This is a genomic window from Kitasatospora sp. NPDC001664 (assembly GCF_053596675.1).
Window position 1 is genome coordinate 134,187 of sequence record NZ_JBSFGS010000008.1, and the last position, 25,892, is coordinate 160,078.

Consider the following 25,892-nt stretch of genomic DNA (forward strand, 5'->3'; position numbering starts at 1 on the left):
TGTCGGCTCATCCGGCTCTCCTTCGGTGTCGGCCGCGAACGGGCACGGCGGGCATAAGTTCCGACAAAACGGAATCACGACATGGAGTCCGTCATACCGTGACACTGCGGGGAACGTCCCACTGCAACCCGATTGGCGGTCACTCGTCCGGCAGTCTCCGACTTACCCCACGCGCACCGGTTCCAGCCGTCGGAGTTGTCCGCCAACCGGACGTCAGGGAGCCTTGCCTGACCATTCGTCACCGATTTCCGTTCGAATAAATCTCCGGTTGAGTAGAGTCAGCGCAGTGTCCTTCGACCCCGCGCTGCTGCGCGCCAGCTTCGCCGTCGTCGAGCGCCGGGCCGACCAGCTGGTCCGGTTCTTCTACGTCCACCTGTTCGCACACAACCCCGGTCTGCGCGGACACTTCCCCGCCGACCTGACCGCGCAGCGCGACCGCCTCTTCCGCGCCCTCGCGCAGGTGGTGCTCCACCTCGACCAGCCCGCCCGGCTCACCGAGTACCTGCGGGGGCTCGGCCGGGACCACCGCAAGTACCGCGCCGCCGCCGAGCACTACCCCGCCGTCGGGGCCAGCCTGATCGCCGCGCTGCGGCACTTCTCCGGCCGGTCCTGGACCCAGGAGGTGGAGAAGGCCTGGACCGAGGCGTACACGGTGGTCTCGCAGACGATGATCGAGGCCGCCGAGTCCGACGCCGGAGCACCCGCCTGGTGGGAGGCCGAGGTGACGCACCGTCGGCGGGCCGCCGCCGACGTGGTGGTGCTCACCCTCCGCCCCGACCAGCCCTACCCGTACGCGGCCGGCCAGTACCTGACCCTCAGTTCGCCCCGGCTGCCGCGGCTGTGGCGCCCGTACTCGATCGCCAACGCCCCGCGCCCGGACGGCACCCTGGAGCTGCACGTGCGCCGCGTGCCCGGCGGGACGCTCAGCCCGGTGCTGGTGAACGACGTGCTGCCCGGCGAGCGGCTGCTGCTCGGCGCGCCGCTCGGCTCCACCGTTCTCGACCCCGGCTCGGACCGGCCGGTCCTGGCGGTGGCCGGCGGCACCGGCTGGGCCACCGTCAAAGCGCTGCTGGAGCAGCTCTCCCGGGGCCCGGCCCGCCCGGCCACCGTCTTCCTGGCCGCCCGGGACGACGACGACCAGTACGACCTGGCGGGCGTCACCGCGCTGGTCACCCGGCACGCCTGGCTGGAGGTGGTCCTGGCGGCACCCGAGCGGGGGGCCGGCCCCGAGGAGGCGGCCGCACTGCTGCGCACCGGGCTGCGCCGGGCCCGCGACTGGTCCGGCCACGACGTCTACCTGAGCGGGCCTCCGGCCATGGCCCCCGAACTCACCCGTCTGCTCACCGGGCTGCACGCCGAACCGGAGCTGATCCGCCACGATCCGGCCCCACCGGCCACCCGGCCCGACGGGCACCTCAGCTCGGCCGAGTGGTTCCTCGGACCCTGAAGGACCCCGGAGGCGGGTGGGCCGGGAACGGCGAGAGGGCCCCGGGATCTCCCGGGGCCCTCTCGTCTGGTGCGCTCAGCAGGATTCGAACCTGCAACCTCTTGATCCGTAGTCAAGTGCTCTATCCGTTGAGCTATGAGCGCTTGCGCGGCCCAACTGGCGGGCTGCGAAGCGGTGGTGCGTGGTGCGCTCAGCAGGATTCGAACCTGCAACCTCTTGATCCGTAGTCAAGTGCTCTATCCGTTGAGCTATGAGCGCTTGCCCCTGGCGGGGCGTTGCGGGGACAACATTACATGACCCGCGACCTGGGGCGAAATCGATTGCCCCGGGGGTACGACACAGGAGCCCCGACGGTCAGTGACCGCCGGGGCTCCCGGTTGAGCGGAGGCTGAGGGATTTGAACCCTCGATCAGGAATAACCCCGAAACCGCATTAGCAGTGCGGCGCCATAGACCGGACTAGGCGAAGCCTCCTCCACAGGGACCGCACCGGCGAAGCCGGTGCACTCCGTGCGAGTGTGATGATGCCACAGCCTGGGGCCCCGACACCAACCGCCGCCAACGATACTGGGCGGGTCGTCCGCGGTGCAAAGAAGAATGAGATACTCCAGTCTCCCGAGAGAGCGCGAGCCGCCGGTCGCACGCCGTGACGCAAGCCGTGAGGAGACCTGTCGACATGAGCAGCAGGCCGATCCGAGGCGCTGCTCGCCTCGCCGCGATACTCGACGCGCTGCCCGACGCACTGCTGCTGGTGAACAGCAACGGCACCGTGGTCGACGCCAACGCCGCTGCCGTGCAGGCGATGCAGACCCCCGGCACCTCCCTGGTCGGACGCGGGGTGCTCGACCTGCTGCCGGAGTTCGACCCGAGCCGGATCCCCGGTTCGATGCGCCCGGCCCCGCGCGAGCCGGAGGGCCTGGACCGCCCGGTGCGGATGACCGCCCGGCGGACCGACGGGACCACCTTCCCGGTCGAGGTCTCGGGCAACGACTTCACCGACGAGGGCGAGGGCCGGGGCGGCTCCGGCTACACCTTCTATCCGGACGGCGGTTCCTCGGCCGGGGAGCTGCTGCTCCTGCTGGTGCGCGACCTGAGCGGCCGGCTCGGGGTCGAGGCGGAGCTGCGCCGCCAGCACAAGCAGACCGAGATGATCCTGCGGGCCGCCGCCGAGGGCGTGCTCGGGGTGGACCTGGACGGCCGGGTGGTGCTGGTCAACCCGGCCGCCGCGCACATCCTGGACTACCGGGCCAGTGAGCTGGGCGGCCGCGAGCTGCACCCGCTGGTCCAGCACTCGCAGGCCGACGGCACTCCGCTGGCGCTCGAGGGCTCGGCGCTGCTGGACACCCTGCTCTCCGGCCGCAAGCACCGGGTGCGCGGCGCGGTGCTCTGGCGCAAGGACGGCACCCCGGTGACGGTGGACCTCACCACCGCCCCGGTCCGGGACGGCGACCAGCTGGTCGGCGCGGTGATGACCTTCACCGACCGGACCAGGGAGCTGGCCCTGATCGCCCGCAACGAGCACCTGACGGCCGTTCTGGAGAGCGAGCTGGGCGGGGCGTTGGAGGACCTGCGGAGCCGGATCGACGGGCTGGCCGAGGACCCGGCCGGCTCGCTCTGGCCCGAGGCCAACTGGACCCTGCGGCGGCTGGCCGACGAGTGCCGCCGCTTCGGCACGCTGATCGAGGGGGTGCTGGACCACCAGCGCTTCGAGGTGGCGGCCGAGTCCGGGCGGGAGCAGCTGGACCGCGAGCCGGTGCCGCTGGACGAGGTGGTCAAGCGCGCGGTCGAGCAGGCCGGCGAGCTGGTCGGTGCGGGCCGGGTGCGGTACTCGGTGCACGCCGCCTCGGTCGAGGTGGTGGCGGACCGGGAGCGGCTGGCCCGGGCGCTGGCCCACCTGGTGGCGGACGTCAGCGGTGTGGCGCTCTCCTTGGACGGCGACACCGGCGAGGCCCCGATGGTGGTGCTGGCCGCCGCCCAGCGCGGCGAGGTGGCCCGGATCGAGGTGCGCGGCCCGGCCCGGGCGGCCAACCCCGTGCACCTGCCGATCGCCCGGGGCACCGTCGAGCGGCACGGCGGGGTGCTCCAGCGGCACGACCTGCCGGCCCGCGGCGGTACGACGTACGTGGTGGAGCTGCCGCTCGACCCGGCCACCGCCGCCCTGCACCGGACCAGGCCGAGCGTCCCCAAGGAGACCGACACGGCGATGCTGCCGGACCTCCCCGAGGTGCCGCCCGCCGAGGAGGCCCGGGGCGGGGAGCCCGCCGGGAGGCCCGCCGACCGCGCGGAGGCGGACGGGGAGGAGCCCGCGAAGGACGGGGAGCCGCAGGCCCGCACCCCGATCGCGCTGGGCCCCGGCTCCGACGCGCCGTCGGCCCCCGAGGCCGCACCCGCCGAGGAAGGCGGCCGGGTCGGGCGGCGCCGGCGCGGTGCCCCCGCCCCCACCCCCGGGGAGGCGCTCGCACTGCCGGGCGTGCCGGACCCGGGCACGCCCGTCTACCCCGGTCTGGAACGCTCCCTGACGGAGGCCCAGCCCACCGCCGAACCCACCGCCACCCCGCCGACCGGGCGCCGCCGCCGGCTCGCCCTGCCCGCCCAGGCCGGCCAGGGGAGCCAGGGGCAGCGGACGGACGAGGGGAACCGGTCCGGCTCCGAGCCGGAGGCGGCCCGGGGCGCGCTGGAGCTGCCCGCCGCTCCCAACGGCTCGTCACCCGCCCTCCCCCCGGCCCTCCCTGAGCCCCCGTCGGTCCCGCCGACCGCGCACCTGGTGCCCGCGGGCGAGTCCGGGCCGCCCCAGCCGGTCGGCACCGGGCTGGGCGAGCTGGCCCCGCCGCGCCCGATGGGCGGCGGCTTCGCGGGGGCCTTCCCGAACGCCTTCCCGCAGCAGCCCGCGGGCCCGGGCGGAGCGGAGCGCGCCGCGCTCCCCGCGCTCACCGCCGGCGGTGCCCCGGCGGACGGGCTCGCGCCCGGCGCCGGCGCACCGAACACCGGTACGCCGAACACCGGGGCACCGAGCACCGGTGCGCCGGGGGCCGGTGGGCCGGAGGCCGGTGCGTCCGAGGGCGTGCGGCAGGACGGCGCGCTGGTGCCGGCCGCCCCCGCGCCCCGCACCCCGCCCCGGCCGACCTCCGAACTCGCGCTGGCGGCGGGCCCGTCCGGCCAGGTCCCGGACGAGTCCCCGACCGTGGTGGTGCCCGCCGTGGACGGCGGTCCGCGCCGCCTGCTGGTCTGGCCGGAGCCCGAGCCGGCCACCGAGCGGGCGCTCCAGGACCGGGGCTTCCTGCCCGTCACGGTCCGCTCCCGCGAGGAGGTCGACTCCGAGGCCCCCGGCTACCCCGCCGCGCTCTTCGTCGACCCGCTGACCGGCCCGATCACCCGCACCGCACTCCAGTCGCTGCGCACCGCCGCGCTCAACAACCGGGTGCCGGTGCTGGTCACCGCCGGGCTCGGCCAGGCCACCCGGGACGCCGCGTACGGAGCCGAACCGGCCGTGCTGCTACGGGCGTTGGCCCCCAAGGACAGCGAGAACCACGCCCCCCGGGTGCTGCTGGTGGAGTCCGACCCGGACGTGGCCGCCGCGCTGATCGGCGGTCTGGAGCGGCGCGGCATGCACGTGGAGCACGCCACCGACGAGAACGACGCGGTCTCCCGGGCCAGCAGCGTGCAGCCCAACCTGGTGGTGATGGACCTGCTCCAGATCCGCCGCCGCCGGCTCGGCCTGCTGGACTGGCTGCGCGCCAACGACCGCCTGCACCGGACCCCGCTGGTCGTCTACACCTCGGTGGACCTCGACCCGGCGGCGCTGCCCCGGCTGCGCACCGGCGAGACGGTGCTCTTCCTGGCCGAGCGCTCCACCTCCGACGAGGTGCAGGCCCGGATCGTCGACCTGCTGGCCCGGATCGGCTCGCTGGCCGAGCCCGCCGCCGCCGAGCGCTGACCGGCACCGGCACCCGCACGGACGCCGACGCGGGACGGGGCCCGGACCGCCGCACGCGGTCCGGGCCCCGTCATCGCCGACCCGGCGTCACTTCCCGAGGGTGGTGACGTCCAGCTCGTCGGCCGCGTACTGGGCGCGGATCACCTTCTTGTCGAACTTGCCGACCGAGGTCTTCGGCACCGCCTCGACCAGCGACCAGCGCTCGGGCAGCTGCCAGGACGCCACCCGCCCGGCCAGGAAGGCGCGCAGCTCGGCCAGGCCGGCGGTGGCGCCGGGGCGCAGCACCACGGTGGCCAGCGGGCGCTCGCCCCACTTCTCGTCCGGCACCGCCACCACGGCGGCCTCGGCCACCTCCGGGTGGGCCATCAGGTGGTTCTCCAGCTCCACCGAGGAGATCCACTCGCCGCCGGACTTGATCACGTCCTTGGCCCGGTCGGTCAGGGTGAGGTAGCCGTCCGGGGTGATGGTGCCGACGTCACCGGTGCGCAGCCAGCCGTCCGGGCTGAACTTGTCCTCGGGGCGCTCCGGCTCCTGCCCCGCGCCGCCGAAGTACGCCCCCGCGATCCACGGGCCGCGCACCTCCAACTCGCCGGCGGAGACGCCGTCGTGCGGCATCCGCTCGCCGGCCGGGCCGATCAGCCGGGCCTCCACCGAGGCCGGGAAGCGGCCCTGGGTGTAGCGGTACGGCCACTCCTCCTCCTCGGTCAGCCCGCCCGGCGGGAGGCCGAAGGAGCCGAGCGGGGAGGTCTCGGTCATGCCCCAGGCGTGCACCACCCGGATGCCGTGGCGCTCCTGGAAGGCCCGCATCAGCGCGGGCGGGCAGGCCGAGCCGCCGATCACCACCATTGCCAGGCTGGAGGTGTCGTAGGAGCCGGCGTCCAGCTCGTCCAGCAGCCCGTTCCAGATGGTCGGCACGGCGGCGGCCACGGTCGGCCGGCAGCGCTCGATCATCTCGGCCAGCGGCTTGGGCTGGAGGAAGCGGTCCGGCATCAGCAGCTTGGCGCCGGACATGAAGGCGGCGTACGGCTTGCCCCAGGCGTTCACGTGGAACATCGGGACCACCGGCAGCACGGTGTCCCGCTGGCTCATGCCGAAGCTGTCGGCGGAGAGCACCTGGAGGCAGTGCAGGTAGACCGAGCGGTGGCTGTAGGCCACGCCCTTCGGGTCCCCCGTGGTGCCGGAGGTGTAGCAGAGCGCGGCGGCCCGGCGCTCGTCGATGTCGGTCAGCCAGGGGTAGTCGGCCGGGCGGTCGGCGATCAGCGCCTCGTAGTCGTGCACCCGGCCGGCGAAGCCGTCCAGCAGCGAGCGGTCGCCGGGGCCGTTCACCACGATGTGACGGAGCGTCGGGTTGAGCTGCGGCAGCACGCCGGCCAGCAGCGGCAGCACGCTGCCGTCGACCAGGATGGCGTGGTCGGCGGCGTGGTTGATGATGTACGCCAGCTGCTGCGGGGGCAGCCGGAGGTTGAGGGTGTGCAGCACCGCGCCCATCGAGGGGACGGCGAGGTAGGCCTCCAGGTGCTCGGCGTTGTTCCACATCAGGGTGGCGATGACGGACTCCTCGCCCGCCCCGAGCTCGTCCCGCAGCGCGTGGGCCAGCTGCCCGGCGCGGGCGCCCACCTCGCCGAAGGTGCGGACCACCGGCCCGGTGCCGTCCCAGGTGGAGACGGTGGAGGCGGCGTGCAGGGTCGATCCGTGCGTCAGGATCCTGGCGACGGTGAGCGGTACGTCCTGCATGGTGCTGAACACGCGGGTCCTCCTTGACCGGGCGGGGGGACGAGCAATCGCGCCAGTGACTACTGGCGGGTAGTGAGATGCTGCTTGTCCCGGATTCCGTCGTCAAGGGAATGGACCGTCAGCGACGAAGGTCACGCCCCGGCCCCGACGGGTCGTCAGGCCGCGACCGGGGCGTCCACGCTGTTGTGGTCGATCGAGAGGGTGGCGCCGCCGTGGGTCTCGGTGGTGTTGCCGCGGTACTGGTGGACGCGGGCGTGCGGGGACCACTGGCCGGAGGTCAGGGCGGTGGTGGAGGTGGTGTCGGCCTTGTCGTCCCAGCGGGCGTACCAGACCGCGTCCGGCAGCGGGGAGGCCCCGGCCTTCGCGGCGGCCGCCAGGTCGGCGATGCCGGAGTCGGTGCTGGAGTAGAAGCCGGAGCGGTATCCGGCGGCGTGCAGGGCCCTGGTCCAGGAGAGGGTGAAGTCCACCACGCCCTGGGCGCAGCGCTGGTCGCCGCGCGGGTAGGACTCGATGTCCAGGTAGACCGGGCTGCCCGGGCCGAGCCCCAGGGCACGCAGCGCGGCGGCCGCCTCGGCGGCCTCCTCCTTGCCCTGGCGGACGGCGGCGGCCGGGTCGATCCGGCGGGGCTTGCCGCCGAGGGCGGCGCAGGGGGCCTGCAGGCCGACGTGGGTGGGGATCAGCCGCCAGCCCATCGCCCGGACCTCGCGGACCCAGTCGGCGGTGAGCCGGGGTTGGGAGCAGCCGCGCTGGCTCCCGCTGACGTAGATGCCCACCGCGCCGTACGGGGAGTCCCGCTTCCAGGCCCGCATGGTCTCCAGCGGGGGCGCGGTGCAGGCGTCGAAGCCGCCGCCGGTGAAGACCTCCGCCGGGGCGAGGGAGCGCCGGGTGCGGCTCTCCGTCAGCCGGGTGCCGCGGATCACCACGGGCCGCGGCGAGGGGGCGGCCGAGCGGGAGGGGGAGGCGGCGGGGGCCTTGGCCGGGACCACGCTGGCGACGGGCACGGCGGCCGGCGCCGCGACGGGCACGGCCTCGGCGACGGGGGCGGCGGCGGGCATCCCCTCGGCAGCGACCAGCAGCACGAGCGAGGAGACGGTGAGGGCGGCCGGGGCCAGGTAGCGCATCACAACCGGGATACCTGACCAACCGTCAGGCGGAACAGCCGCCCGGCCGCGAAGTTCACCCGTTCGCACCCGGCCTGTCATGGGTTTGCCCGGGCTGCGGTCCTTACGTCACACTCCTTGGATGTCCACCGCCGACCTCGCCGCCCCCGCGGCCACCACCCCTGCCACCAGCACCGCTCCCCCGTACGGGGGCCGCACCGCCCGCGTTCCCGCGCCCCTGCTCTGCGTGGTGGCGATGTTCACCGTCCAGCTGGGCATCGCGCTCTCCAAGCCGCTCTTCGGCCAGCTCGGCGTGGGCGGCGCCACCTTCCTGCGGATCACCTTCGCGGCGGTGCTGCTGCTCGCGCTGACCCGCCCCCGGCTGCGCGGCCGCAGCGCCCGCGACCTGGGGGCCACCGCCCTGCTGGGCGCGGCCTCGGCCGGGATGACGCTGCTCTTCGCCGGCGCGGTGGACCGCCTGCCGATGGGCACCGCGGCCACCATCGAGTTCCTCGGCCCGCTCGCGGTGGCACTGGCCTTCTCCCGGCGGCTGCCGCACCTGCTCTGGGCCCTGCTGGCCGGCGGCGGAGTGGCGCTGCTCACCCTGCTCGGCGAGGGCGGCGGGCACGGCGGCGGGCTGGACCCGGTCGGCCTGCTCTGCGCCTTCGGCGCGGCCGCCTGCTACGCCGGGTACATCCTGCTGACCGACAAGGTCGGCGCCGCCTTCCAGGGCTTCCAGGGGCTGGCGGTCTCGATGGCGGTCGGCGCCGTGCTGCTGGCCCCGGTCGGGCTCGGCGGGGCCTGGTCGGGGCTCTCCTCGGCCGAGTCGCCCTGGCTGCTGCTGGCCGCCTCGGCGGGGGTGGCGCTGCTGCTGCCGGTGATCCCGTACGCGCTGGAGATGACGGCGCTGCGGCGGATGCCGCAGCGGGTGTTCAGCGTGCTGGTGAGCCTGGAGCCGGCGGTCAGCGCGCTGATGGGCCTGCTGGTGCTCGGCCAGCTGCTCGGAGCGGTCCAACTGGCCGGGATCGCCTGCGTGGTGGCCGCGAGCCTGGGCGCCACCCTGACGAGCCGTCACTGAACGGCGCGCGCCGGACGCGCCCGTGGGCGGTGCCGCGCGATGCGGCACCGCCCACGGTGCGTTCTCTCGGGAGCGAGTGACCCTTCCCACTCCTGGGAGGCCGGGCGTCGGGGTGCTCAGCTCACCCCGGCCCGGTGACCGGTCAGTGGAAGACCGGCGCGAAGACGAAGTTGAAGTCCCGGTTGCCCTGGTCGCTGAAGATGAAGCCGGTGTTGTCCTTGGCCTGCAGGTTGTTGTTCTGGTTCGACGCGCCGGAGCCGGTGGCCACCTGCTGGGTCGAGTTGTAGTTGCCGTTCACGGTTCCGAAGATGTTCCCGCTGCCGACGTTGGACACCACGCTGCTGTTGGAACCCTGCCCGGCCAGCGCGCCGTTGTCGGCCGACGCGGTGCCGGCGCAGGCGAGCAGCAGGCCGGCGGCGAGCGGGGCGCCGGCCAGCAGGCCGACCAGTCGGGTGGTGCGAGAGCGAACCATGGTGAAGCCTCCAGATAACCGCACAGATAACTGCACTTCGGGTACTGCGTGCGGGAGTTCGCGGCCAGACGAGCTCCTGCGGGCTGCGACGCCGAGGAACAGGTTTCCTTAACAAATCGACAAAGTGCCAGTATCTGGAGGGGTTTTCGCCCGTTAGCGTGATCTCGCCGACCCGCCGCATAGTCCGTGGACGCCCGGTTCGTGGGCAGGCGCACCGGCCTTCACCAGCGGCTTCCCCCGATCGGCGGCGGCTCCGAAGAGCCACCGCCCGGCGCGCACCGACACGCCGCGCGCCGCGCCCGTCAGCCCCGGCCGTGCGGGGTGAGCCAGAGCTCCGGGTCCGGGCCGACCGCCACCACCCGGGTCGGGTTGATGTTGTCGTGGGTCGCGTAGTAGTGCCGGCGGATGTGCTCGAAGTCCACCGTCTCGCCGAAGCCGGGGGTCTGGAACAGGTCCCGGGCGTAGGCCCAGAGCGCGGGGTACTCGCTCAACTTCCGGATGTTGCACTTGAAGTGGCCGTGGTAGACCGCGTCGAAGCGCACCAGCGTGGTCCAGAGCCGGATGTCCGCCTCGGTGAAGGCGTCGCCGACCAGGTAGCGCTGCTCGCGCAGCCGCTCCTCCAGCGCGTCCAGCCGGCGGAAGAGCACCCGCACGGCCTGGTCGTAGAAGGCCTGGTTGGGCGAGAAACCCGCCCGGTACACCTGGGTGTTGACCTCCTCGTAGACGATCTCGTTGATCGCGTCGATCTCCGCCCGCAGGTGCTCGGGGTAGAGGTCGGGAGCGCCCTCGCGCTGCCACTGCTTCCACTCCGTGCCCAGGTCGAGGGTGAGGTTGGCGAAGTCGTTGTTCACCAGGAAGCCGGTCCTGGTGTCCACCAGGCCCGGCACGCTCACGCCGCCCGTGTAGTCCGGCTCGGCGGCCAGGTAGGCCTCCCGCAGCGCGTGGATGCCCAGCACCTCGTCGACGCCGCCGGCGTCGCCGTTCTCCTCGGTGAAGACCCAGTGGTACTCGCCCTCGATCATCTCCTGGACCGGGTCGGTGACGGCCAGCGAGATGACGTCCTGAAGACCCATCAACTCCCGGGTGATGACCACCCGGTGGGCCCACGGGCAGGCCCGGCTGACCACCAGTCGGTACCGGTCGGCCTCGGCCTTGACGTCGCCGTCGCCGCTGCCGTCCGCGGTGAGCCGGGTGGTGAAGTGCTGCGGAGCCCGGACGTGCTCCTTGGCCTCGCTCTGCTCGGTGGTCATGCCAGTCCCCTCCAGGTGTGCGGTCACCGCGTGGTCGGTGCGCGGTCGGTGCGCGGTCGCCGCGCTGTCACTCCAGGCCGAGTGCGGCCAACTGCTCTGCGAACGGCACGAGTTCGTCCTCGGAGGACGACCCGTGCGATGACGGCGCGGTGGGCGCGCCCAGCGCGGCGGCCAGCTCGGCCCCGCCCCGGTCGATCCGGCCGGCCAGCTCCTCGGTGCCGCTCTCCACCCCCGCGCCCCAGTCCGAGGAGGCGGCGTACACCGCCGTCGGCAGCACCACGGCGCGCAGGTAGACGAACATCGGACGCAGCGCGTGCTCCAGCGCCAGCGAGTGCCGGGTGGAGCCGCCGGTGGCGCCGAGCAGCACCGGCTTGCCGGTCAGCGCGGTGTTCTCCAGGACGTCGAAGAAGGACTTGAACAGGCCGCTGTACGAGGCGGTGAACACCGGGGTGACGGCGATCAGGGCGTCCGCCGCCGCGACCGCCTCCTGCACCTCCCGCAGCGCGGGCGTCGGGAATCCGCTGACCAGGTTCTTGGCCACGTCCACGGCCAGCTCGCGCAGCTCCACCACCCGCACCCCGACGGGCGTCAGGCGGGCGGTGGCCTCGGCCAGCCGGTCGGCCAGCAGCCGGGTGGAGGAGGGCTCGCTCAGCCCGGCCGAGACGACCACCAGGCGCTTCACCGCCCGGCCCGCCCGGCCGCCGCCACCCGGGCCTCGTGGGTCGGACCGGCCGGCACGTCCACCGGGCGGCCGACCGCGAACTCCTTGCGCAGCTCGGGGAGCACGTGCTCGCCGAGCAGGTCCAGCTGCTCCAGCACCACCTTCAGCGGGGCACCGCCGCCGTCCATCAGGAACAGCTGGCGCTGGTAGTCGCCGAAGTGCTCGCGGAAGGTCAGGGTCTTCTCGATCACCTGCTGCGGGCTGCCCACGGTGAGCGGGGTGGCCTCCAGGTAGTCCTCCAGCACCCCGCCGCGGTAGACGCCGCTGTTGTTGAAGTACGGGCGGTACGCCTTGATCGCGTCCTGGGAGCTCTTCCCGATGAAGACCTGCCCGCCGAGGCCGACGTAGGCCTGCTCGGGGCGGCCGTGGCCGTAGTGCGCGTACCTGGTCCGGTAGAGCTCGATCAGCTTCCGGAAGTGGTCGGTGGGCCAGAAGATGTGGTTGGCGAAGAAGCCGTCGCCGTAGTACGCGGCCTGCTCGGCGATCTCGGGGCTGCGGATCGAGCCGTGCCAGACGAACGGCGGCACGCCGTCCAGCGGCCGGGGCACCGAGGTGAAGCCCTGCAGCGGGGTGCGGAAGCGGCCCTTCCAGTCCACCGCCTCCTCGCGCCAGAGCTTGTGCAGCAGCGCGTAGTTCTCGATCGCCAGCGGGATGCCCTGGCGGATGTCCTTGCCGAACCAGGGGTAGACCGGGCCGGTGTTGCCGCGGCCCATCATCAGGTCCACCCGGCCCTCGGCCAGGTGCTGGAGGACCGCGAAGTCCTCGGCGATCTTCACCGGGTCGTTGGTGGTGATCAGCGTGGTGGAGGTGGAGAGGATGATCCGCTCGGTCTGCGCGGCGATGTACGCCAGCAGCGTGGTCGGGGAGGAGGTGACGAACGGCGGATTGTGGTGCTCGCCGGTGGCGAAGACGTCCAGGCCGACCTCTTCGACCTTGCGGGCGATGGCGACCGTCGCCCTGGTCCGCTCCTGCTCGGTCGGCGGGCGCCCGGTGGACGGATCGGCGGTCAGGTCGCCGACGGTGAACAGACCGAACTGCATGTCTCTCTCCATACCGACAATCGTGGGTGCTCGCGGGAACGGGCGGGAAAGCCCGGCCCGATACTTCGTCAACTGCCGCGCGGGCCCGGCCCGGAGGACGAGCCTCCGGGCCGGGCCCGCGGCTCAGCGGATGGCCATCGCGTCCAGGTAGCCCCGCACGTTGCGGCTCGTCTCGGCGACGCTGTCGCCGCCGAACTTCTCCAGCACCGCTTCGGCCAGCACCAGGGCGGTCATCGCCTCGGCGACGATGCCCGCCGCCGGGACGGCGCAGACGTCCGAGCGCTGGTGGTGGGCCGGGGTGAACTCGCCGGTGCGGACGTCCACCGTGCGCAGCGCGTGCGGCACGGTGGCGATCGGCTTCATCGCCGCCCGCACCCGCAGCGCCTCGCCGGTGGAGATGCCGCCCTCCACCCCGCCCGCCCGGGCCGAGGCCCGGCGGATGCCGGCCGGGGTGGGCACGATCTCGTCGTGCGCCTGCGAGCCGGGCAGCCGGGCCAGGTCGAAGCCGTCGCCGACCTCCACGCCCTTGATCGCCTGAATGCCCATCAGGGCGGCGGCCAGGCGCGCGTCCAGCCGGCGGTCCCAGTGCACGTGCGAGCCCAGGCCCACCGGCAGGCCGTACGCCAGCACCTCGACCACGCCGCCCAGGGTGTCGCCGTCCTTGTGCGCCCGGTCGATCTCGTCCACCATCCGGGCCGAGCTCTCCGGGTCCAGGCAGCGGACCGGATCGGCGTCCAGGTACGGCTGGTCCTCCGGCTTGGGGGACAGCCAGGACGGGGCGGTCGCCCGGCCGAGACCGACCACGTGCGAGACCACCTCGATCCCGGCGGCGGCCCGCAGGAAGGACTTGGCCACGGCGCCGAGCGCGACCCGGGCCGCGGTCTCCCGTGCCGAGGCCCGCTCCAGCACCGGCCGCGCCTCGTCGAAGCCGTACTTCTGCATGCCCGCCAGGTCGGCGTGGCCCGGCCGGGGCCGGGTCAGCGGCTCGTTCCGGGCCAGGCCCGCGAGGACCTCCGGGTCGACCGGGTCGGCCGACATGACCTGCTCCCACTTGGGCCACTCGGTGTTGCCGACCAGGACGGCCACCGGGCTCCCGATGGACTCGCCGTGCCGGACGCCGCCGAGCAGGGTGACCTCGTCCCGCTCGAACGCCATCCGGGCGCCCCGGCCGTGGCCGAGGCGGCGGCGGGCCAGCTCGTCCGCCACCGCCGAGGTGGTCACCGGCACGCCGGCCGGCAGGCCCTCCAGGGTGGCCAGCAGGGCCGGACCGTGCGACTCGCCCGCGGTCAGCCAGCGCAGCCCGCCCACGGTCACCGGCCTTCGCCGGCGGCCCGACGGCCGATCACCGGCGGCTCGATGACGGTGCCGTCACCGACCCGGGTGCCGTGCAGCCACTGCACCTTGTCGTGCAGCTGCTCCGGGGTGAGCGAGGCGAGCAGCGCGTTGCGGGCCTTGGCGGCCTCGCCGATCGGGTGGTACAGCTGCTTGCCCATCTCCCGGGCGACCAGCTGGGTGGCGGCGGTGCGCTCGCGGCGCTCGCCGTTGAACTTCTCGAAGCGCTGCGGGAACTCGCAGGCCTCGGTGCCGATCACCTGGCCGAGCACCACCGCGTCCTCGACCGCCTGGCAGGCGCCCTGGGCGGCGTACTGGAGCATCGGGTGCGCGGCGTCGCCGATCAGCACCACCCGGCCGTCGGTCCACTTCTCGACCGGGTCGCGGTCGCAGAGCACCCAGGCCTTCCAGTCCTCGCCGAGCTCCAGCAGCCGGCGCGGGATCTCGCCCAGGTCGGGGAACTCGTTCAGCACGAAGTCCTTCTCGGCCGGGGCGCCGATCACCGCCTCCTGGGCGTCGTCGTCCCGGGTGGCGGCCAGGTTGAAGTACTTGCCGCCGCCGATCGGGTAGTGGACGAAGTGCCACTTGGGGCCGGCCCAGAGGGTCACGGTGTTCCAGCGCAGCTCCTCGGGCACCTTCTCCATCGGGATGACGGAGCGGTAGATGGTGTGCCCGGAGACCTTCGGGAAGCCGTCGCCGACCAGCTGCTTGCGGACGAAGGAGTTGATGCCGTCGGCGCCGATCAGCGCCTCGCCCCGCACCTCCTCCCCGGAGGCCAGCACCGCGGTGACGCCCTCGGCGTCCTGACGGTAGCTCAGCAGCTGGGAGTCGGTGCGCAGCTCGATCGCGTCCGAGGCGCGGGCCGCGTCCAGCAGCGGGGCGTAGATGTCGATCCGGTGCACCACCGCGTACGGGTTGCCGAAGCGCTCCCGGTACCCGCCGGTCAGCGGCATGGTGGCCACCAGCTCGGAGGTGGTGCCGTCCATGAAGCGCAGCTCGTCGATGTGCACGGCGCGGGAGCGGACCTCGTCGCCGACGCCCAGCACGTCCAGGGCGTGGAAGGCGTTCGGGCCCAGCTGGATGCCGGCGCCGAGCTCGGTGAAGGTGTCACGGGCCTCCAGCACCACCACCTGGTGCCCCTGGCGGGAGACGCTCAGCGCGGTCGCCAGACCGCCGATGCCACCGCCGGCTATCAGGATCTTCGCCATCTGGCTGTTCTGCCTTTCGGGTTGGTCGGGTTGACGGTCCGTCGGATCCCGCTCAGGGACCGAACAGCCGGTGGAGCTCCCGGTGGGATCCGGGGAAGGTGCGGTCGGTGCGGGACGGGTGGTCCGAGGCGTTGGCGGTCGGGGCGGTCTGGGTCATCGGCGCGCCCTCGCCGGCTCGTGGCCCAGCGGGCCGTCCGGGGCCGGGCCGGGAGCCGCCCCGGCAGGAGCGGCTCCGTCCGCGGCGGCCCGGGCGGCCCTGGCCTCGGTGAGCCGTGCCAGTACCGACTCCAGGAGTTCGGTCCGGGTCCGGCGCAGCCCGGCCAGGGCCTCCCGCTCCAGTTCGGTGAGCAGCCCGGCCAGGTCGAGGCCGAACCACTCCAGGTAGCCCAGCACCCGCTCGGCGTCGGCGTACCCGGCGGCGAACCGCTGGGCCGGGGCCGGCCGGCCGTGGTCGCGGACCTCGGCCAGGGTCGCCTCGGTGACCGCGGTCACCGAGTTGGGCGCGACCAGCTCGTCCACGTAGCGGGTGCCGCGCCGCCCGGAGGGCTCCCGCACCTCGGTGCGGGACCAGAGCAGGCGCTGCGGCCGGGCGCCGAGCGCGGCCAGCACCGTCCAGCGCTCCGAGCCGAACTCCCGCTCGTAGCGCCGGTAGGCGATCCGGGCCAGCGCCGGACCGGCCTGGCCCCGGAAGGCCTTGGCCTCCTCGGTGCCGACCGCCTCCAGCGCGTGGTCCACCACCGCGTCCAGCAGACCGACCGGCACCTCGGCCACCGAGTTGATCCGGGAGACGTCCCGGCCCTGCTCGGCGGCCAGCTCCAGGCCGGTCACGAAGGCCTCCAGCACCTGGCCGTACCGCTCGGGCGAGAGCACCAGCGAGACGTGCACGCCGATCCCCTCGGCCAGGCAGCGGGTGACGGCGGGCAGCGCCTCGGTCGTGGCCGGCAGTTCGACCAGCAGGTTGGGGCGGTCCACCGCCTGGTGCAGGGTCCGCGCCTCGGCCAGCGCGGCCAGCGTGCCGCGGGCGAAGGCCGGGTCGACGGCGGCCGAGACCAGACCGTCCAGGCCCGCGGTGCACCGGTGGACCGGGTCCAGCAGTTCACAGGCCCGCCGCAGGTCACGGACCGTCAGTTCGCGCAGCGCGACGGTCGCGGAGGCACCCCGGGCGGCCAGCTCGGCCAGCTGCTGGTGGTACGCCGGGCCCGTCCCGGGCGCGGCGAGCGCCCCGGCCACGGACCGGTCGCCGACCAGGGCGGCCAGGCCCCCGTCGGCCAGCCGGTCGCGGCCGAGGCCGTCCAACCAGAGCGAGACGCCCTCCTCGGAGAGCCGCCGCAGGATGCCCGTCATCAGGCGGTGGCCCCGCCGTCGAGCACCAGGTCGTGGCCGACCACGAAGCTGGACTCGTCGCCGGAGAGCCAGAGCACGGTGTCCGCGATCTCCTCGGTCCGGGCGACCCGGCCGATCGGGACGCCGTTGCGGACCCGCTCGTCCCGCTGCTCCTCGGTCTCGTTGTAGCGGCGGCCCTGGTCGGTGTCGACCGTGCCGGGGCTGATCGCGTTGATCCGGATGCCCTCCTTGATGTACTCGCGGGCGGCGGTCCGGGTCAGGGTGGAGAGCGCGGCCTTCGAGGCGGCGAAGGCGCCGAAGCCGGGGATCCGGCCGTGGATGCCGATGTTGGCCGCGGTGTTCACGATGACGCCGCCGCCGTGCTCGCGCATGTGGGCGATCTCGTGCTTCATCAGCAGCCACGCACCGGTGAGGTTGGTGGACAGGATGTCGCCCCAGACCGCCTCGCAGACCTCGGCGAGCGGGCTCGGACGGCCCATCACACCGGCGTTGTTGAAGGCGATGTGCAGGCCGCCGTGCCGATCCACGGTGGACTGCACCAGCTTGATGACGTCCATGCCGTGCGTGACGTCGGCGCGGATGCAGTCGGCCTTGCCGCCCGCCTCCTCGATCAGGGCCACGGTCTCCCGCAGCTCGCTCGGCTCGCGGCCGGCCACCATCACGGTGGCGCCCTCCCGGGCGAAGGCCAGCGCGGTGGCACGGCCGATGCCGGACCCGCCACCGGTGACCAGGGCGACCTTGCCGTCGAATCGTGCGGTCATCAGGTTCCTCCTGTGGATGTGCAAGTACCGGTCGTTCAGGCGGCGTTGATCAGCTCGACGGTCCCGACGGTGGCCCGGATCTCGTCGATCGCGGCGCGCAGCGCATCGGTGAAGTAGGCGTCCGCGGCCTCCAGGAACCTGCTCTCCCGGACGGCTCGCTCGACCCCCTCGGGAGCCAGGTCCACCGAGATGGTCAGCGCCAGCGAGCCGTCCTCGGTGCGGTCGATCCGGTTGCTGATCGCCTGGATCTCCGGGTCGCCGGGCTGGCGGTAGACGATCTCGTCACCGGGCTCTATCTCGATGCGCTGGAACACGGTGCGGCCGTCCCGGACGATGCTCCGGTGGAATCCGCCGGGAAAGCGGTCGAGTACGGTGCACTCGGTGATCGCGGGAACGTAGGGGACGGGATTCTCGGCCTTGGCCATCAACTGGCTCCACAGCCCGTGCGCGTCCATCCGTGCTGGCCCGGACGTCGTCCCGGAATTGACCGGTACCGTCCAGGAGATCGTCACCGTCGACATCCGCTGCCCCTTCGCCGGGTAATTCGAACCGTTCTCCTTTCGAGAACTCTGGGCCAGCCCTCTGGACTGCGGCAATGAGGGTCCCCTGACTTCGTCAGCTGCCCGAAAAGCGGGCAGCGCAGCGATTACGGGAATTCCGCATCCGCTGCGCTGCCGGGTGGTGACGGTCCGTCAGGACGCCGCGAGGCCGACCTTCAGGGCTGCGGCGATCCGGACCGTGCGACGGGCCTGGTGGCCGATCGCGGCCAGGTTCTCGTCGTTCGGGGTGCCCACGCCGTTGTTCGACACGTGGCTGGTGCCGTACGGGTTGCCGTTGGTCGGCGCGAACTGCACCTCGTGGGTGTAGCCGGGCGGGACGATGACGGCGCCCCAGTGGTAGAAGGTGTTGTTCAGCGCCAGCAGGGTGCTCTCCTGGCCGCCGTGCAGGGTGGAGGTGGAGGTGAAGGAGGAGACCACCTTGTTCACCAGCTTGCCCTGGAACCACAGGCCGCCCGTGGTGTCGATGAACTGCTTGAGCTGGGCGGCCGGCAGGCCGAAGCGGGTCGGGGTGCCGAACAGGATCGCGTCGGCCCACTCCAGGTCGGCCAGGGTGGCCACGGGCACGTCCTTGGTCGCCTCGTGGTGGTCCGCCCACTCCTGCTTCGCGGCGACCACGGCGGCCGGGGCGAGCTCGGCGACCTTGCGCAGCCGGACCTCGGCCCCCGCCTTCGCCGCGGCCGAGGCGGCCTCCTCGGCCAGCTTGTGGACGTGGCCGGTGGACGAGTAGTAGATGATGGCGACGTTGGTCACGGTCGCTACTCCATTCCCGGTGGGTCCGTCCTGCGGGGCGGCCGGGGCCTCCCCCGACGCGCACGACTCTCCCGCGCGGGCGCACCGACCGGCAACCGTGAGCGGCCCACTCCATCACCTTGTGGCGACTTGGCACTGACGGCGGCCCGGTCCGTCAGTCCGTCCGGTTCCGCGGAAGTCCTCCGGCGGATTCCCGGAGGTGTCAGTAGATCTCCATCTGCCCCATCATCCCCATCGCTCCGTGGTCGAACATGTGGCAGTGGTAGGGGAAGACGCCGCGGTAGCTGTTGAAGGTGACCAGCAGCTTGACCGTCTCCCCCGCCAGCACCTGGACGGTGTCCTTGAGCCCGGCCTCGGCCGCGGCCGGCGGCGTGCCGTTGCGCTCCAGGACGCGGAACTGCACCAGGTGCAGGTGGAAGTTGTGCGGGGCACGGGTGTTGGTGTTACTGACGGTCCAGACCTCGGTCGAGCCCCAGGGGATCCGCACGTCGATCCGGGCCGGGTCGTAGGTCTGCCCGTTGATGGTGGCCCGCGGGTCGGGCCGGCCGTCCTCGTCCATCCGCAGCTCGAAGCTGCGGTTCGCGGTGGCGGGCGGCGGGGTCGGCAGGGTGGTCAGCCGGTCCGGCACGGTGGAGCCGTCGGCGGCGGTCCTGACCACGTCGAAGCGCATGACCTTCCCGACCTGGTCGGCCGGGCCGGGCCCGAGGGCGTTCTGCAGCACCAGCTGGGTACCGACCGGGTAGCGGGAGAAGTCGATCACGACGTCGGCCCGCTCCCCGGGCGAGACCGCCAGCACCGGGGTCACGTTCGGCCGCTCCAGCAGGCCGCCGTCCGAGCCGATCTGGGTGAAGGCGCTGCCGTCGGAGAGGTTGAGCAGGAGGAAGCGGACGTTGGCCGAGTTGACGATCCGGAAGCGGTACTTGCGGGCCGCCACCCGGAAGTACGGCCACGGCGAACCGTTCACCGTGATGGTGGTGCGGTTCATGAAGTCGTCCATGACGTAGACGAGTTGGCCGTTCTCGTCGTAGCGGCCGTCCCGGATCACCAGCGGCACGTCGTAGGCGCCGGAGGGCAGGCCGAGCGCCTGCTCGGCGTCGTCGTTGATCACGTAGACCGAGGAGAGTCCGCGGTAGACGTTCTCCGACTCGACGTGGTGCGCGTGGTCGTGCGTCCAGAGCGTCGTGGCCCGCTGGTTGTTCGGGTAGGTGTACACCTTGCTGGCCCCGGGCGCGATGGTGTCCATCGGCGAGCCGTCGCTGTCCATCGGGACGTCGGCGCCGTGCAGGTGCACCGAGACCGGCACGTCCAGCTGGTTGGTCTGACGGACCACCACCCGGGTGCCGCGCCTGGCCCTGATGGTCGGCCCGGGCACCAGGCCGTTGTAGCCGTAGAACTCGGTCTGCTTTCCGGGCACGACCTCCTTGAGCACCTTCTTCATGGTGACCAGGTAGTAGTCGGTGGTGCCGCTGGAGAGCAGCGGCGAGAGCACCGGCGGCACCGTGAGCGGGACCGCGAACTGCGGGATCACCGCCGGCGCCCCGATCGCACCGGGCACCGCGCCCGCCCCCGGCTCGGCGGCCTCGGCGGCCCGCGAGCCGAACACCGGGCTGGCCAGTCCGGCCGCCCCGACCACCCCCGTGGTGATCGCTCCGGCCTTGAGCGCGTTCCTACGTGACAGCATCGGTTCCCCGTTCCCGTTGCGTCGACGGCGCGTCGACTAGGCTCGGACGACCAGTTCGATCATCCACTGGGAAGCGTGCGGATTCTCCGTACGACCTATCAAACGCAGGTTCGAGACCATGTCAGCTGCTTGATTGACAGGCAAAATGGCATGGTGAGCATGACAATCAACGATGCGTGACGGAGTGGGGGTCAAAAGCCGTCAGGTCGTCCCCGAACGTGACTCTGTGTCAGGCGGCCCACCCGCTTCCGGCCCACCGCTACCTAAGCTGGGCGGTAACCGGGACAGTGAGTGGAACCTGCCCGTCCGGTAGGCCGTTCCCCCTGGCGAAAGGAGCACGACGATGCGCATCGAACAGCCCCCCGTGCTGGAGAGCAGCACGCCGCCCCGCCAGGCCGCCCGACGCACCGCGGTGCTCGGCTCACCCGTCGGCCAGTCGATCACCGCGGCGCTGCACCGAGCCGGGCTGACCGCCATGGGCCTGGACTGGTCGTACCAGAACATCGAGTGCGACGAGACCGAACTCCCCGGCGTGCTGGCCGGTCTGGAGAGCGGCTGGGCCGGCTTCGCGCTCGGCATGCCGCTCAAGCGCTCGGTGCTGCCGCTGATCGACGAGGTCTCCGACCTCGGGCTGGACGTCGGCGGGGTGAACACCGTGGTGTTCCGCCGCGGCCGCAGCCACGGGGAGACCACCGACGTCTACGGCATGCTGACCGCGCTGCGCGAGGCCGGGGTCACCTCACCCGGCTCGGCGGTGGTGCTCGGCGGCGGAGCCACGGCCTGCTCGGCACTGGCCGCGCTGCGCGAACTCGGCGTGCTGGAGCCCTCGGTGGTGGTCCGCGACCGAAGCCGCGCGACCGAGGCCACCGCCGCGGCCGGCCGCCTGGGCATCGCCGTGGACGTGCACACCTTCGGCGGCCTGGAGGCCCTGCTGCCCGGGGCCGGCCTGGTGATCTCCACCCTGCCCGCCGGGGCCGCCGACACCTTCGCCGCCGCCGTGATGCACTCCCGGGCCGCCGTCTTCGACGTCGTCACCTCGGCCTGGCCGACCAGGCTGGTCAAGGCGGCCGGCTTCGCGGGCTCCACCGTCGTGGACGGCGTCTCCTTCGCGGTCCACCAGGCCGCCCGTCAGCTGGAGCTGCTCACCGGCCGGAGCGACGTGCCGATCGCGGCGCTGCGCCGCGCGGCCCAGGAGGAGCTGCTCCGCCGCGCGGACTGACCCGCCCCGCCCGTCCGGGCCGACCCGCTCCCGGGAGGCCCGGACGGTCCGTCGGGCGGGGTGGCCGTCGCACGACCGTGCGCAGGCCACCCCGCCCGTCGCCGTCTCCCGCCCCCGGGCCGCCATCAGGCCGACAGCTCCTGCGACTTGTCGAAGCCCTGGCGCCGCGCGGTGGAGAGCACCGAGATCGCGTGGGCCACCGAGCACAGGGTGGCGTGCCGGTGCCAGCCGGCGTAGGAGCGTCCCTCGAAGTCCCGCATCCCGACCCGGCCGGAGACCTCGGCGAAGTCCTTGGCGACCCGCCGGGTGAGCCGGCCCAGCCGCAGCAGTGCGACCGGCGGCACGTCCACCAGGTTGGAGAGCCAGAGCTCGGCGGGCTTGCCCTTGGAGCCCGACCAGCCGCCGACCAGGGCCAGCGCGCGCTCCGGCGGCACCATCATGCCGGGGCGCCGGACCGTCGGCATGGTCACCCTGGTCCCGCTGACCAGGATCGAGCGGGTGATCGAGTAGTCCGGGTCCACCCAGCCCACCGGCCGGGAGAAGCGCTTCGCCCACTCGATCAACTGCTGGGCCTGGAAGACCCGTTCGCCGCGCCCCGGCAGGCTGCCGTCGAAGCCGACCAGCCTGGTCGACCCGCTCACCCGCATCACGAACGGGACCCCGCGCCGGCAGAACTCCTCGACCAGGGTGGCGGCGTCCAGCTCGCGGGCGTCCAGCACCGCCGGGCGGCGGCGCAACCCCCAGTCGGGAGCGGCCAGTTCGACCACGCTGTTGACGGCACAGAGCTCCGGGGTGGTGGCCGAGACCTCGTCCGGGATCTTGGCGCGCTTGCGCCGCTCCTCGTTGGCCAGCCAGTCGGCCGGCAGTACCAGACCCCAGTTGACCGGTGCGCTCATGTCCTCGCTGGCGAGCCACACCCCGTACGCCTGCTGGCTGTTGACGACCCGTCCGAGCTCGGTCCGGAAGGACTCCTCGACCCCGACCGAGTGCTCGCCGGCCTTGGGGATGGCCATCGAGTTGAGCACCCAGGCCTGCGGCAGCAGCACCCGGTCCAGGTGCTTGGCCAGCGCCTGGCGGACCGGCCCCCACCGCCAGGACGAGTCGCTGATGAAGTGGTGCAGGCTCTGCTCTGCAGCTCCGTACCCGGCCACCGCCGCCAAGGCCCGCATGGACTTGCGGCCCTGCACCGACAGTAAGCCCGAGATGTACCACTCCCCGCGGGCACGCTGGTCGCGACGCTTCAGCGAAGCCAGCATCCGGCGGGAGAACTCCGTGACGAAGTCGTCCGCCACGTCACCCCAGATGTGCTCAGGAACGTTCTTCTCGCTAACACCTTCCACAGCCCCCGTCCCCTCCTCCGTGGTCACCGTCCGGTGGGGCGCCGGGCGGCGCCGCGCAGCCAGACAGCAGATGCTGGTGATGGATACAGTACAGAACCGACTGGTTGGTTTTGCTGACTCCGTCATCTTACGCACCGCCAGCGCAAGGTCACCAGAGGAAACATGACAGACCTTAGAAATACCGGGTAAGCGGTTTGTTACGCTACTCCGGAAGATGAACACTCAGCAAACCGGGGCTTCGCGCGGGGCCACCGGCGCCACCAGGGAGGAGCCTTGATGGCCCGTCAGGAACGCGCCGAACGCACCCGCATGGTCCTGATCAGGGCAGCAGCCGCCTCGTTCGACCAGGTGGGCTTCGCGATGACCGGCCTGAACGACGTGACCCGGCCGACCGGGATCTCCAAGGGAGCGCTCTACTTCCACTTCGGCTCCAAGGAGTTGCTCGCCGAGGCGGTCATGGCCGAGTCGCGGCACGGACTCCGTGAGGTCGTCCGCCGGGCCCGGCGTGCGGGCGGCTGTCCGCTGCAGTACCTGATCGACCTCAGCCACGGCCTGGCGCACCTGCTGGCCACCGACATCGTCTTCCGGGCCGGCCTGCGGCTCACCGACGACAACGGACTGACCGAGCAGCAGCGACCGAACCCCCATCCGGCCTGGATCCGCCTGATCACCCGTCAGCTCTCCCGCAGCGCCTCGGCGGGCCGCATGCACCCCGAGGCCGGGGTCGAGGAGGCGGCCGGGCTGCTCGCCGCCGCCACCGCGGGGGTGGAGATCATCGCCCGGCGCGACCGGGACTGGCTGGAGCCCAAGGTGATCACCCGGCTCTGGCAGGCCGTGCTCCCGCTGCTGGTCCCCGCGGAGCAGCTGGACGACATCCGCACCTCGCCCCGTCCCTCCGTGGACGTTCCGGCCGGGGATCCGATCGGCGATCCGATCGCGGCCTCCGTCGCGGGGCGGGCAGGCCACTCGGCCCGCTGACGTGCCGTTCCGACGGAGTGTCTGCCCCTCCGCCTTCCCGACGCCGCCCCGTGCTCAGTCCTGGCCGGCCATCGCCAGCACCCTGGCCCCCCGGCCGGATGCCGCGTCGAGCCGCACCAGGGTGGCCGGCAGTGCGATGGTCGGCAACAGGTGCCGCCAGAGCACCGAGACCCGCTCCTCCATGTCGGCCAGGTTGGTGGCCGCCTGGGAGAAGGTCTGCACCCCGGCGAAGCTGGCGACCAGCATTTCGGCCGTCTCCTTGGCGTCCACCTGCGCCAGCACCTCCCCCAGCCCCTTCGCCTTCTCCAGCAGACCACCGCACACCCCGGCCCAGGCCAGTAGCGGATTGCTGTCGGAGAAGTCGACCGAACCCCGCTCCATGGCCAGCCGCAGGCCGGCCCGCAGCAGCGGCGAGACGGGAAGCATGTGAGCCACCGCCATCGTCAGGTCGATCAATTCCTGGAGCTTCGAGACGTTCTCCGGAATGTCCAGATAGACGGTCTGTTCCTGGAGCACGCCCCGGGCCAACTCCTCCTTCGACGGAAAGTGGAAGTAGAGGGCGCCCTTCGTCACCTGGGCCCTGACCAGGATCTCCTTGATCGAGGCGGCGTCATATCCGTACTCGTCGAACACCTGGGCCGCGCCGAGCAGGATGCTCCTCCTGGTCTGGACTGCCCGTTCCTGCTGTGCCATGGGCTGGCTCTCTCCCGTCTTACTTTGATCCGTTCATGACAGGCATTGGACTGCTGTCGGAGTTCGAGGTATCAGGGTCTACAAATAAACCGGCTGCCCTGTATTGTAAGTGCCTGCTGCGCGTCGTCGCCCGTCTGCTGACAGTGATCCTTTGGGGGGGACCATGTCTGACCTGCTCTCGGCCACCGCACTCGGAGTCGAGGCGGTGCACCGCCCGACAAGCACCACTTCCTTGCACTCCCTACTGGCCCCACCTGCGTCTTTCACCACCACTGTGCCCAAGGAGCTGGTGCACCGCGCCGCCGTGGCCGAGGTCCTGCTGACCCGCTGGCGCCGGATCGACGACCGGTTCTTCTCGGTCTCGGCCCAGTGGCCCCGCGGTCACAGCTTCTTCGGCTCGCCCGACGGCCTTCACCACGACTCCACTCTCATAGCAGAAACCATCCGGCAGGTTGGTACTCTACTCGCCCACGCTGAGTTCGCCGTACCTCTCACGAGCCGTTTTCTGCTGCACGACCTGGAGTTCACCGCGGTACTCCACCAGCTCACCGTCCGTGACACTCCGGCCGAGCTGGAGGTGCTGGTCAGCACGACGGTGACCAGGCAGCACGGGCGCCGGGTGGCCGGTCTGCGGTACCAGATGACGCTGCTGAGGGACGGTCAGATCGCCGCCGTCGCCAACGTGAGCGCCACCTTCATGAGCCCCGAGGTCTACCGCCGGGTCCGGGAGAACCGGGTGGTGTCACCGCTCGTCCACGTGCAGCCGACCCCGCCGGTGGATCCCGCCCTGGTCGGCCGGCTCTCCCCGGCGGACGTGGTGCTCTCGGCCACCGGTGAGCGGGACCGTTGGCAGCTGCGGCTGGACACCCGGCACCCGGTGCTCTTCGACCACCCCGGCGACCACGTCCCGGGCATGGTGATGCTGGAGGCGGCCCGGCAGGCGGCCCGGATCATGGTGCCGGAGGCGGCCCTGGTCTCCTCGGCCAGCTCGGAGTTCAGCCACTACGTGGAGTTCGACGCGCCCTGTTTCGTCGAGGCGGTCGAGCTGCCCGTCGAGCACCCGAACCGGCGCACCGTCTCGGTCCGCGCCGAGCAGGGGGGCCGGACGGTCTTCGCCAGCACGCTGACCGTGCCCACCTGTCTGCTCCGCGGCAGCCGCACCGGTGCCGTCTCCTCGTCCGGCCGCGGCCGGGTCACCGCCGAGCTCAGCCACCCGTGGGTGTGCAGCCCGGCCTGACGCCGCGTCACGCC

At 72.7% G+C, this 25,892-nt stretch carries 21 protein-coding genes and 3 tRNA genes; 6 read left to right on the top strand and 18 right to left on the bottom strand.

Annotated features, from left to right (window positions below):
* Positions 1 to 286: 286 nt before the first annotated feature.
* Positions 287 to 1,447 (top strand): globin domain-containing protein, encoded by a 1,161-nt coding sequence (locus ACWCYY_RS13795; protein WP_345287146.1) that lies wholly within the window; start codon positions 287 to 289, stop codon positions 1,445 to 1,447.
* A gap of 67 nt (positions 1,448 to 1,514) precedes the next feature.
* Here the strand turns inward: ACWCYY_RS13795 and ACWCYY_RS13800 are convergent.
* From ACWCYY_RS13800 to ACWCYY_RS13810, 3 genes are all read right to left on the bottom strand, one after another.
* A tRNA-Arg gene (locus ACWCYY_RS13800) sits at positions 1,515 to 1,590 on the bottom strand.
* Between the two features lie 39 nt (positions 1,591 to 1,629).
* A tRNA-Arg gene (locus ACWCYY_RS13805) sits at positions 1,630 to 1,705 on the bottom strand.
* Between the two features lie 124 nt (positions 1,706 to 1,829).
* A tRNA-Ser gene (locus ACWCYY_RS13810) sits at positions 1,830 to 1,920 on the bottom strand.
* Positions 1,921 to 2,122: 202 nt separating this feature from the next.
* Here ACWCYY_RS13810 and ACWCYY_RS13815 point away from each other — a divergent pair.
* Positions 2,123 to 5,380 (top strand): PAS domain-containing protein, encoded by a 3,258-nt coding sequence (locus ACWCYY_RS13815; RefSeq protein ID WP_449796135.1) that lies wholly within the window; start codon positions 2,123 to 2,125, stop codon positions 5,378 to 5,380.
* Positions 5,381 to 5,467: 87 nt separating this feature from the next.
* On the opposite strand, the gene ACWCYY_RS13820 is transcribed toward ACWCYY_RS13815, so the two are convergent.
* Entirely contained in the window at positions 5,468 to 7,126 is a 1,659-nt protein-coding gene (locus tag ACWCYY_RS13820) for a long-chain fatty acid--CoA ligase (protein ID WP_345287149.1), read from the bottom strand.
* A gap of 143 nt (positions 7,127 to 7,269) precedes the next feature.
* The gene (locus ACWCYY_RS13825) at positions 7,270 to 8,235 is read right to left on the bottom strand and encodes a DUF1906 domain-containing protein (RefSeq protein WP_345287151.1); all 966 of its coding nucleotides are present in this window, start codon (positions 8,233 to 8,235) and stop codon (positions 7,270 to 7,272) included.
* A gap of 121 nt (positions 8,236 to 8,356) precedes the next feature.
* Between ACWCYY_RS13825 and ACWCYY_RS13830 the strand changes: the two genes are divergently transcribed.
* Positions 8,357 to 9,292: an EamA family transporter gene (locus tag ACWCYY_RS13830; RefSeq protein WP_345287153.1), complete on the top strand. Its 936-nt coding sequence runs from the start codon at positions 8,357 to 8,359 to the stop codon at positions 9,290 to 9,292.
* Between the two features lie 142 nt (positions 9,293 to 9,434).
* On the opposite strand, the gene ACWCYY_RS13835 is transcribed toward ACWCYY_RS13830, so the two are convergent.
* From ACWCYY_RS13835 to ACWCYY_RS13885, 11 genes are all read right to left on the bottom strand, one after another.
* Entirely contained in the window at positions 9,435 to 9,764 is a 330-nt protein-coding gene (locus ACWCYY_RS13835) for a hypothetical protein (RefSeq protein ID WP_345287155.1), read from the bottom strand.
* 302 nt (positions 9,765 to 10,066) lie between these two features.
* The gene (locus ACWCYY_RS13840) at positions 10,067 to 11,014 is read right to left on the bottom strand and encodes a glutathione S-transferase family protein (protein WP_345287157.1); all 948 of its coding nucleotides are present in this window, start codon (positions 11,012 to 11,014) and stop codon (positions 10,067 to 10,069) included.
* A 67-nt stretch (positions 11,015 to 11,081) separates the two neighbouring features.
* Positions 11,082 to 11,696: a CE1759 family FMN reductase gene (locus ACWCYY_RS13845; protein WP_345287158.1), complete on the bottom strand. Its 615-nt coding sequence runs from the start codon at positions 11,694 to 11,696 to the stop codon at positions 11,082 to 11,084.
* Entirely contained in the window at positions 11,693 to 12,775 is a 1,083-nt protein-coding gene (locus ACWCYY_RS13850; RefSeq protein ID WP_345287160.1) for a CE1758 family FMN-dependent luciferase-like monooxygenase, read from the bottom strand. The genes ACWCYY_RS13845 and ACWCYY_RS13850 overlap by 4 nt, the downstream gene beginning before the upstream one ends.
* Positions 12,776 to 12,898: 123 nt before the next feature.
* Entirely contained in the window at positions 12,899 to 14,083 is a 1,185-nt protein-coding gene (gene aroC, locus ACWCYY_RS13855) for a chorismate synthase (RefSeq protein WP_345287272.1), read from the bottom strand.
* A gap of 2 nt (positions 14,084 to 14,085) precedes the next feature.
* A complete protein-coding gene (locus ACWCYY_RS13860) occupies positions 14,086 to 15,315 on the bottom strand; it encodes a 3-hydroxybenzoate 6-monooxygenase (RefSeq protein WP_449796136.1) in 1,230 nt (409 codons plus the stop codon).
* Between the two features lie 153 nt (positions 15,316 to 15,468).
* Positions 15,469 to 16,659 (bottom strand): transaldolase family protein, encoded by a 1,191-nt coding sequence (locus ACWCYY_RS13865; protein ID WP_345287164.1) that lies wholly within the window; start codon positions 16,657 to 16,659, stop codon positions 15,469 to 15,471.
* Entirely contained in the window at positions 16,659 to 17,420 is a 762-nt protein-coding gene (locus ACWCYY_RS13870) for a glucose 1-dehydrogenase (protein ID WP_345287166.1), read from the bottom strand. The genes ACWCYY_RS13865 and ACWCYY_RS13870 overlap by 1 nt, the downstream gene beginning before the upstream one ends.
* 35 nt (positions 17,421 to 17,455) lie before the next feature.
* The gene (locus ACWCYY_RS13875; RefSeq protein WP_345287168.1) at positions 17,456 to 17,941 is read right to left on the bottom strand and encodes an AtaL-like protein; all 486 of its coding nucleotides are present in this window, start codon (positions 17,939 to 17,941) and stop codon (positions 17,456 to 17,458) included.
* A gap of 171 nt (positions 17,942 to 18,112) precedes the next feature.
* Entirely contained in the window at positions 18,113 to 18,730 is a 618-nt protein-coding gene (gene wrbA / locus ACWCYY_RS13880) for an NAD(P)H:quinone oxidoreductase (RefSeq protein WP_345287170.1), read from the bottom strand.
* 202 nt (positions 18,731 to 18,932) lie between these two features.
* Positions 18,933 to 20,411, bottom strand: a complete 1,479-nt coding sequence (locus ACWCYY_RS13885; protein WP_380149492.1) for a multicopper oxidase family protein — start codon at positions 20,409 to 20,411, stop codon at positions 18,933 to 18,935.
* 343 nt (positions 20,412 to 20,754) lie between these two features.
* Here ACWCYY_RS13885 and ACWCYY_RS13890 point away from each other — a divergent pair, with 343 nt between their 5' ends.
* Positions 20,755 to 21,630: a shikimate dehydrogenase gene (locus tag ACWCYY_RS13890; protein ID WP_345287176.1), complete on the top strand. Its 876-nt coding sequence runs from the start codon at positions 20,755 to 20,757 to the stop codon at positions 21,628 to 21,630.
* A gap of 125 nt (positions 21,631 to 21,755) precedes the next feature.
* On the opposite strand, the gene ACWCYY_RS13895 is transcribed toward ACWCYY_RS13890, so the two are convergent.
* Entirely contained in the window at positions 21,756 to 22,970 is a 1,215-nt protein-coding gene (locus ACWCYY_RS13895; RefSeq protein WP_345287178.1) for an IS701 family transposase, read from the bottom strand.
* A 276-nt stretch (positions 22,971 to 23,246) separates the two neighbouring features.
* On the opposite strand from ACWCYY_RS13895, the gene ACWCYY_RS13900 reads away from it, so the two are divergent.
* The gene (locus ACWCYY_RS13900) at positions 23,247 to 23,948 is read left to right on the top strand and encodes a ScbR family autoregulator-binding transcription factor (RefSeq protein ID WP_345287180.1); all 702 of its coding nucleotides are present in this window, start codon (positions 23,247 to 23,249) and stop codon (positions 23,946 to 23,948) included.
* Positions 23,949 to 24,002: 54 nt separating this feature from the next.
* On the opposite strand, the gene ACWCYY_RS13905 is transcribed toward ACWCYY_RS13900, so the two are convergent.
* Positions 24,003 to 24,641 carry a ScbR family autoregulator-binding transcription factor gene (locus ACWCYY_RS13905; protein ID WP_345287182.1) on the bottom strand — a complete coding sequence of 213 codons (639 nt, stop codon included), beginning with the start codon at positions 24,639 to 24,641 and terminating at the stop codon, positions 24,003 to 24,005.
* A gap of 274 nt (positions 24,642 to 24,915) precedes the next feature.
* Here ACWCYY_RS13905 and ACWCYY_RS13910 point away from each other — a divergent pair, with 274 nt between their 5' ends.
* Positions 24,916 to 25,878 (top strand): ScbA/BarX family gamma-butyrolactone biosynthesis protein, encoded by a 963-nt coding sequence (locus ACWCYY_RS13910; protein WP_345287184.1) that lies wholly within the window; start codon positions 24,916 to 24,918, stop codon positions 25,876 to 25,878.
* Positions 25,879 to 25,892: the final 14 nt, after the last annotated feature.

Bases quoted from the DNA above. Each gene is read 5' to 3' on its own strand.
- ACWCYY_RS13815 (WP_449796135.1), top strand. From the start codon at position 2,123: ATGAGCAGCAGGCCGATCCGAGGCGCTGCTCGCCTCGCCGCGATACTC.
- ACWCYY_RS13825 (WP_345287151.1), bottom strand. From the start codon at position 8,235: ATGCGCTACCTGGCCCCGGCCGCCCTCACCGTCTCCTCGCTCGTGCTG.
- ACWCYY_RS13830 (WP_345287153.1), top strand. From the start codon at position 8,357: ATGTCCACCGCCGACCTCGCCGCCCCCGCGGCCACCACCCCTGCCACC.
- ACWCYY_RS13835 (WP_345287155.1), bottom strand. From the start codon at position 9,764: ATGGTTCGCTCTCGCACCACCCGACTGGTCGGCCTGCTGGCCGGCGCC.
- ACWCYY_RS13840 (WP_345287157.1), bottom strand. From the start codon at position 11,014: ATGACCACCGAGCAGAGCGAGGCCAAGGAGCACGTCCGGGCTCCGCAG.
- ACWCYY_RS13850 (WP_345287160.1), bottom strand. From the start codon at position 12,775: ATGCAGTTCGGTCTGTTCACCGTCGGCGACCTGACCGCCGATCCGTCC.
- ACWCYY_RS13860 (WP_449796136.1), bottom strand. From the start codon at position 15,315: ATGGCGAAGATCCTGATAGCCGGCGGTGGCATCGGCGGTCTGGCGACC.
- ACWCYY_RS13865 (WP_345287164.1), bottom strand. From the start codon at position 16,659: ATGACGGGCATCCTGCGGCGGCTCTCCGAGGAGGGCGTCTCGCTCTGG.
- ACWCYY_RS13870 (WP_345287166.1), bottom strand. From the start codon at position 17,420: ATGACCGCACGATTCGACGGCAAGGTCGCCCTGGTCACCGGTGGCGGG.
- ACWCYY_RS13875 (WP_345287168.1), bottom strand. From the start codon at position 17,941: ATGTCGACGGTGACGATCTCCTGGACGGTACCGGTCAATTCCGGGACG.
- ACWCYY_RS13885 (WP_380149492.1), bottom strand. From the start codon at position 20,411: ATGCTGTCACGTAGGAACGCGCTCAAGGCCGGAGCGATCACCACGGGG.
- ACWCYY_RS13890 (WP_345287176.1), top strand. From the start codon at position 20,755: ATGCGCATCGAACAGCCCCCCGTGCTGGAGAGCAGCACGCCGCCCCGC.
- ACWCYY_RS13900 (WP_345287180.1), top strand. From the start codon at position 23,247: ATGGCCCGTCAGGAACGCGCCGAACGCACCCGCATGGTCCTGATCAGG.
- ACWCYY_RS13905 (WP_345287182.1), bottom strand. From the start codon at position 24,641: ATGGCACAGCAGGAACGGGCAGTCCAGACCAGGAGGAGCATCCTGCTC.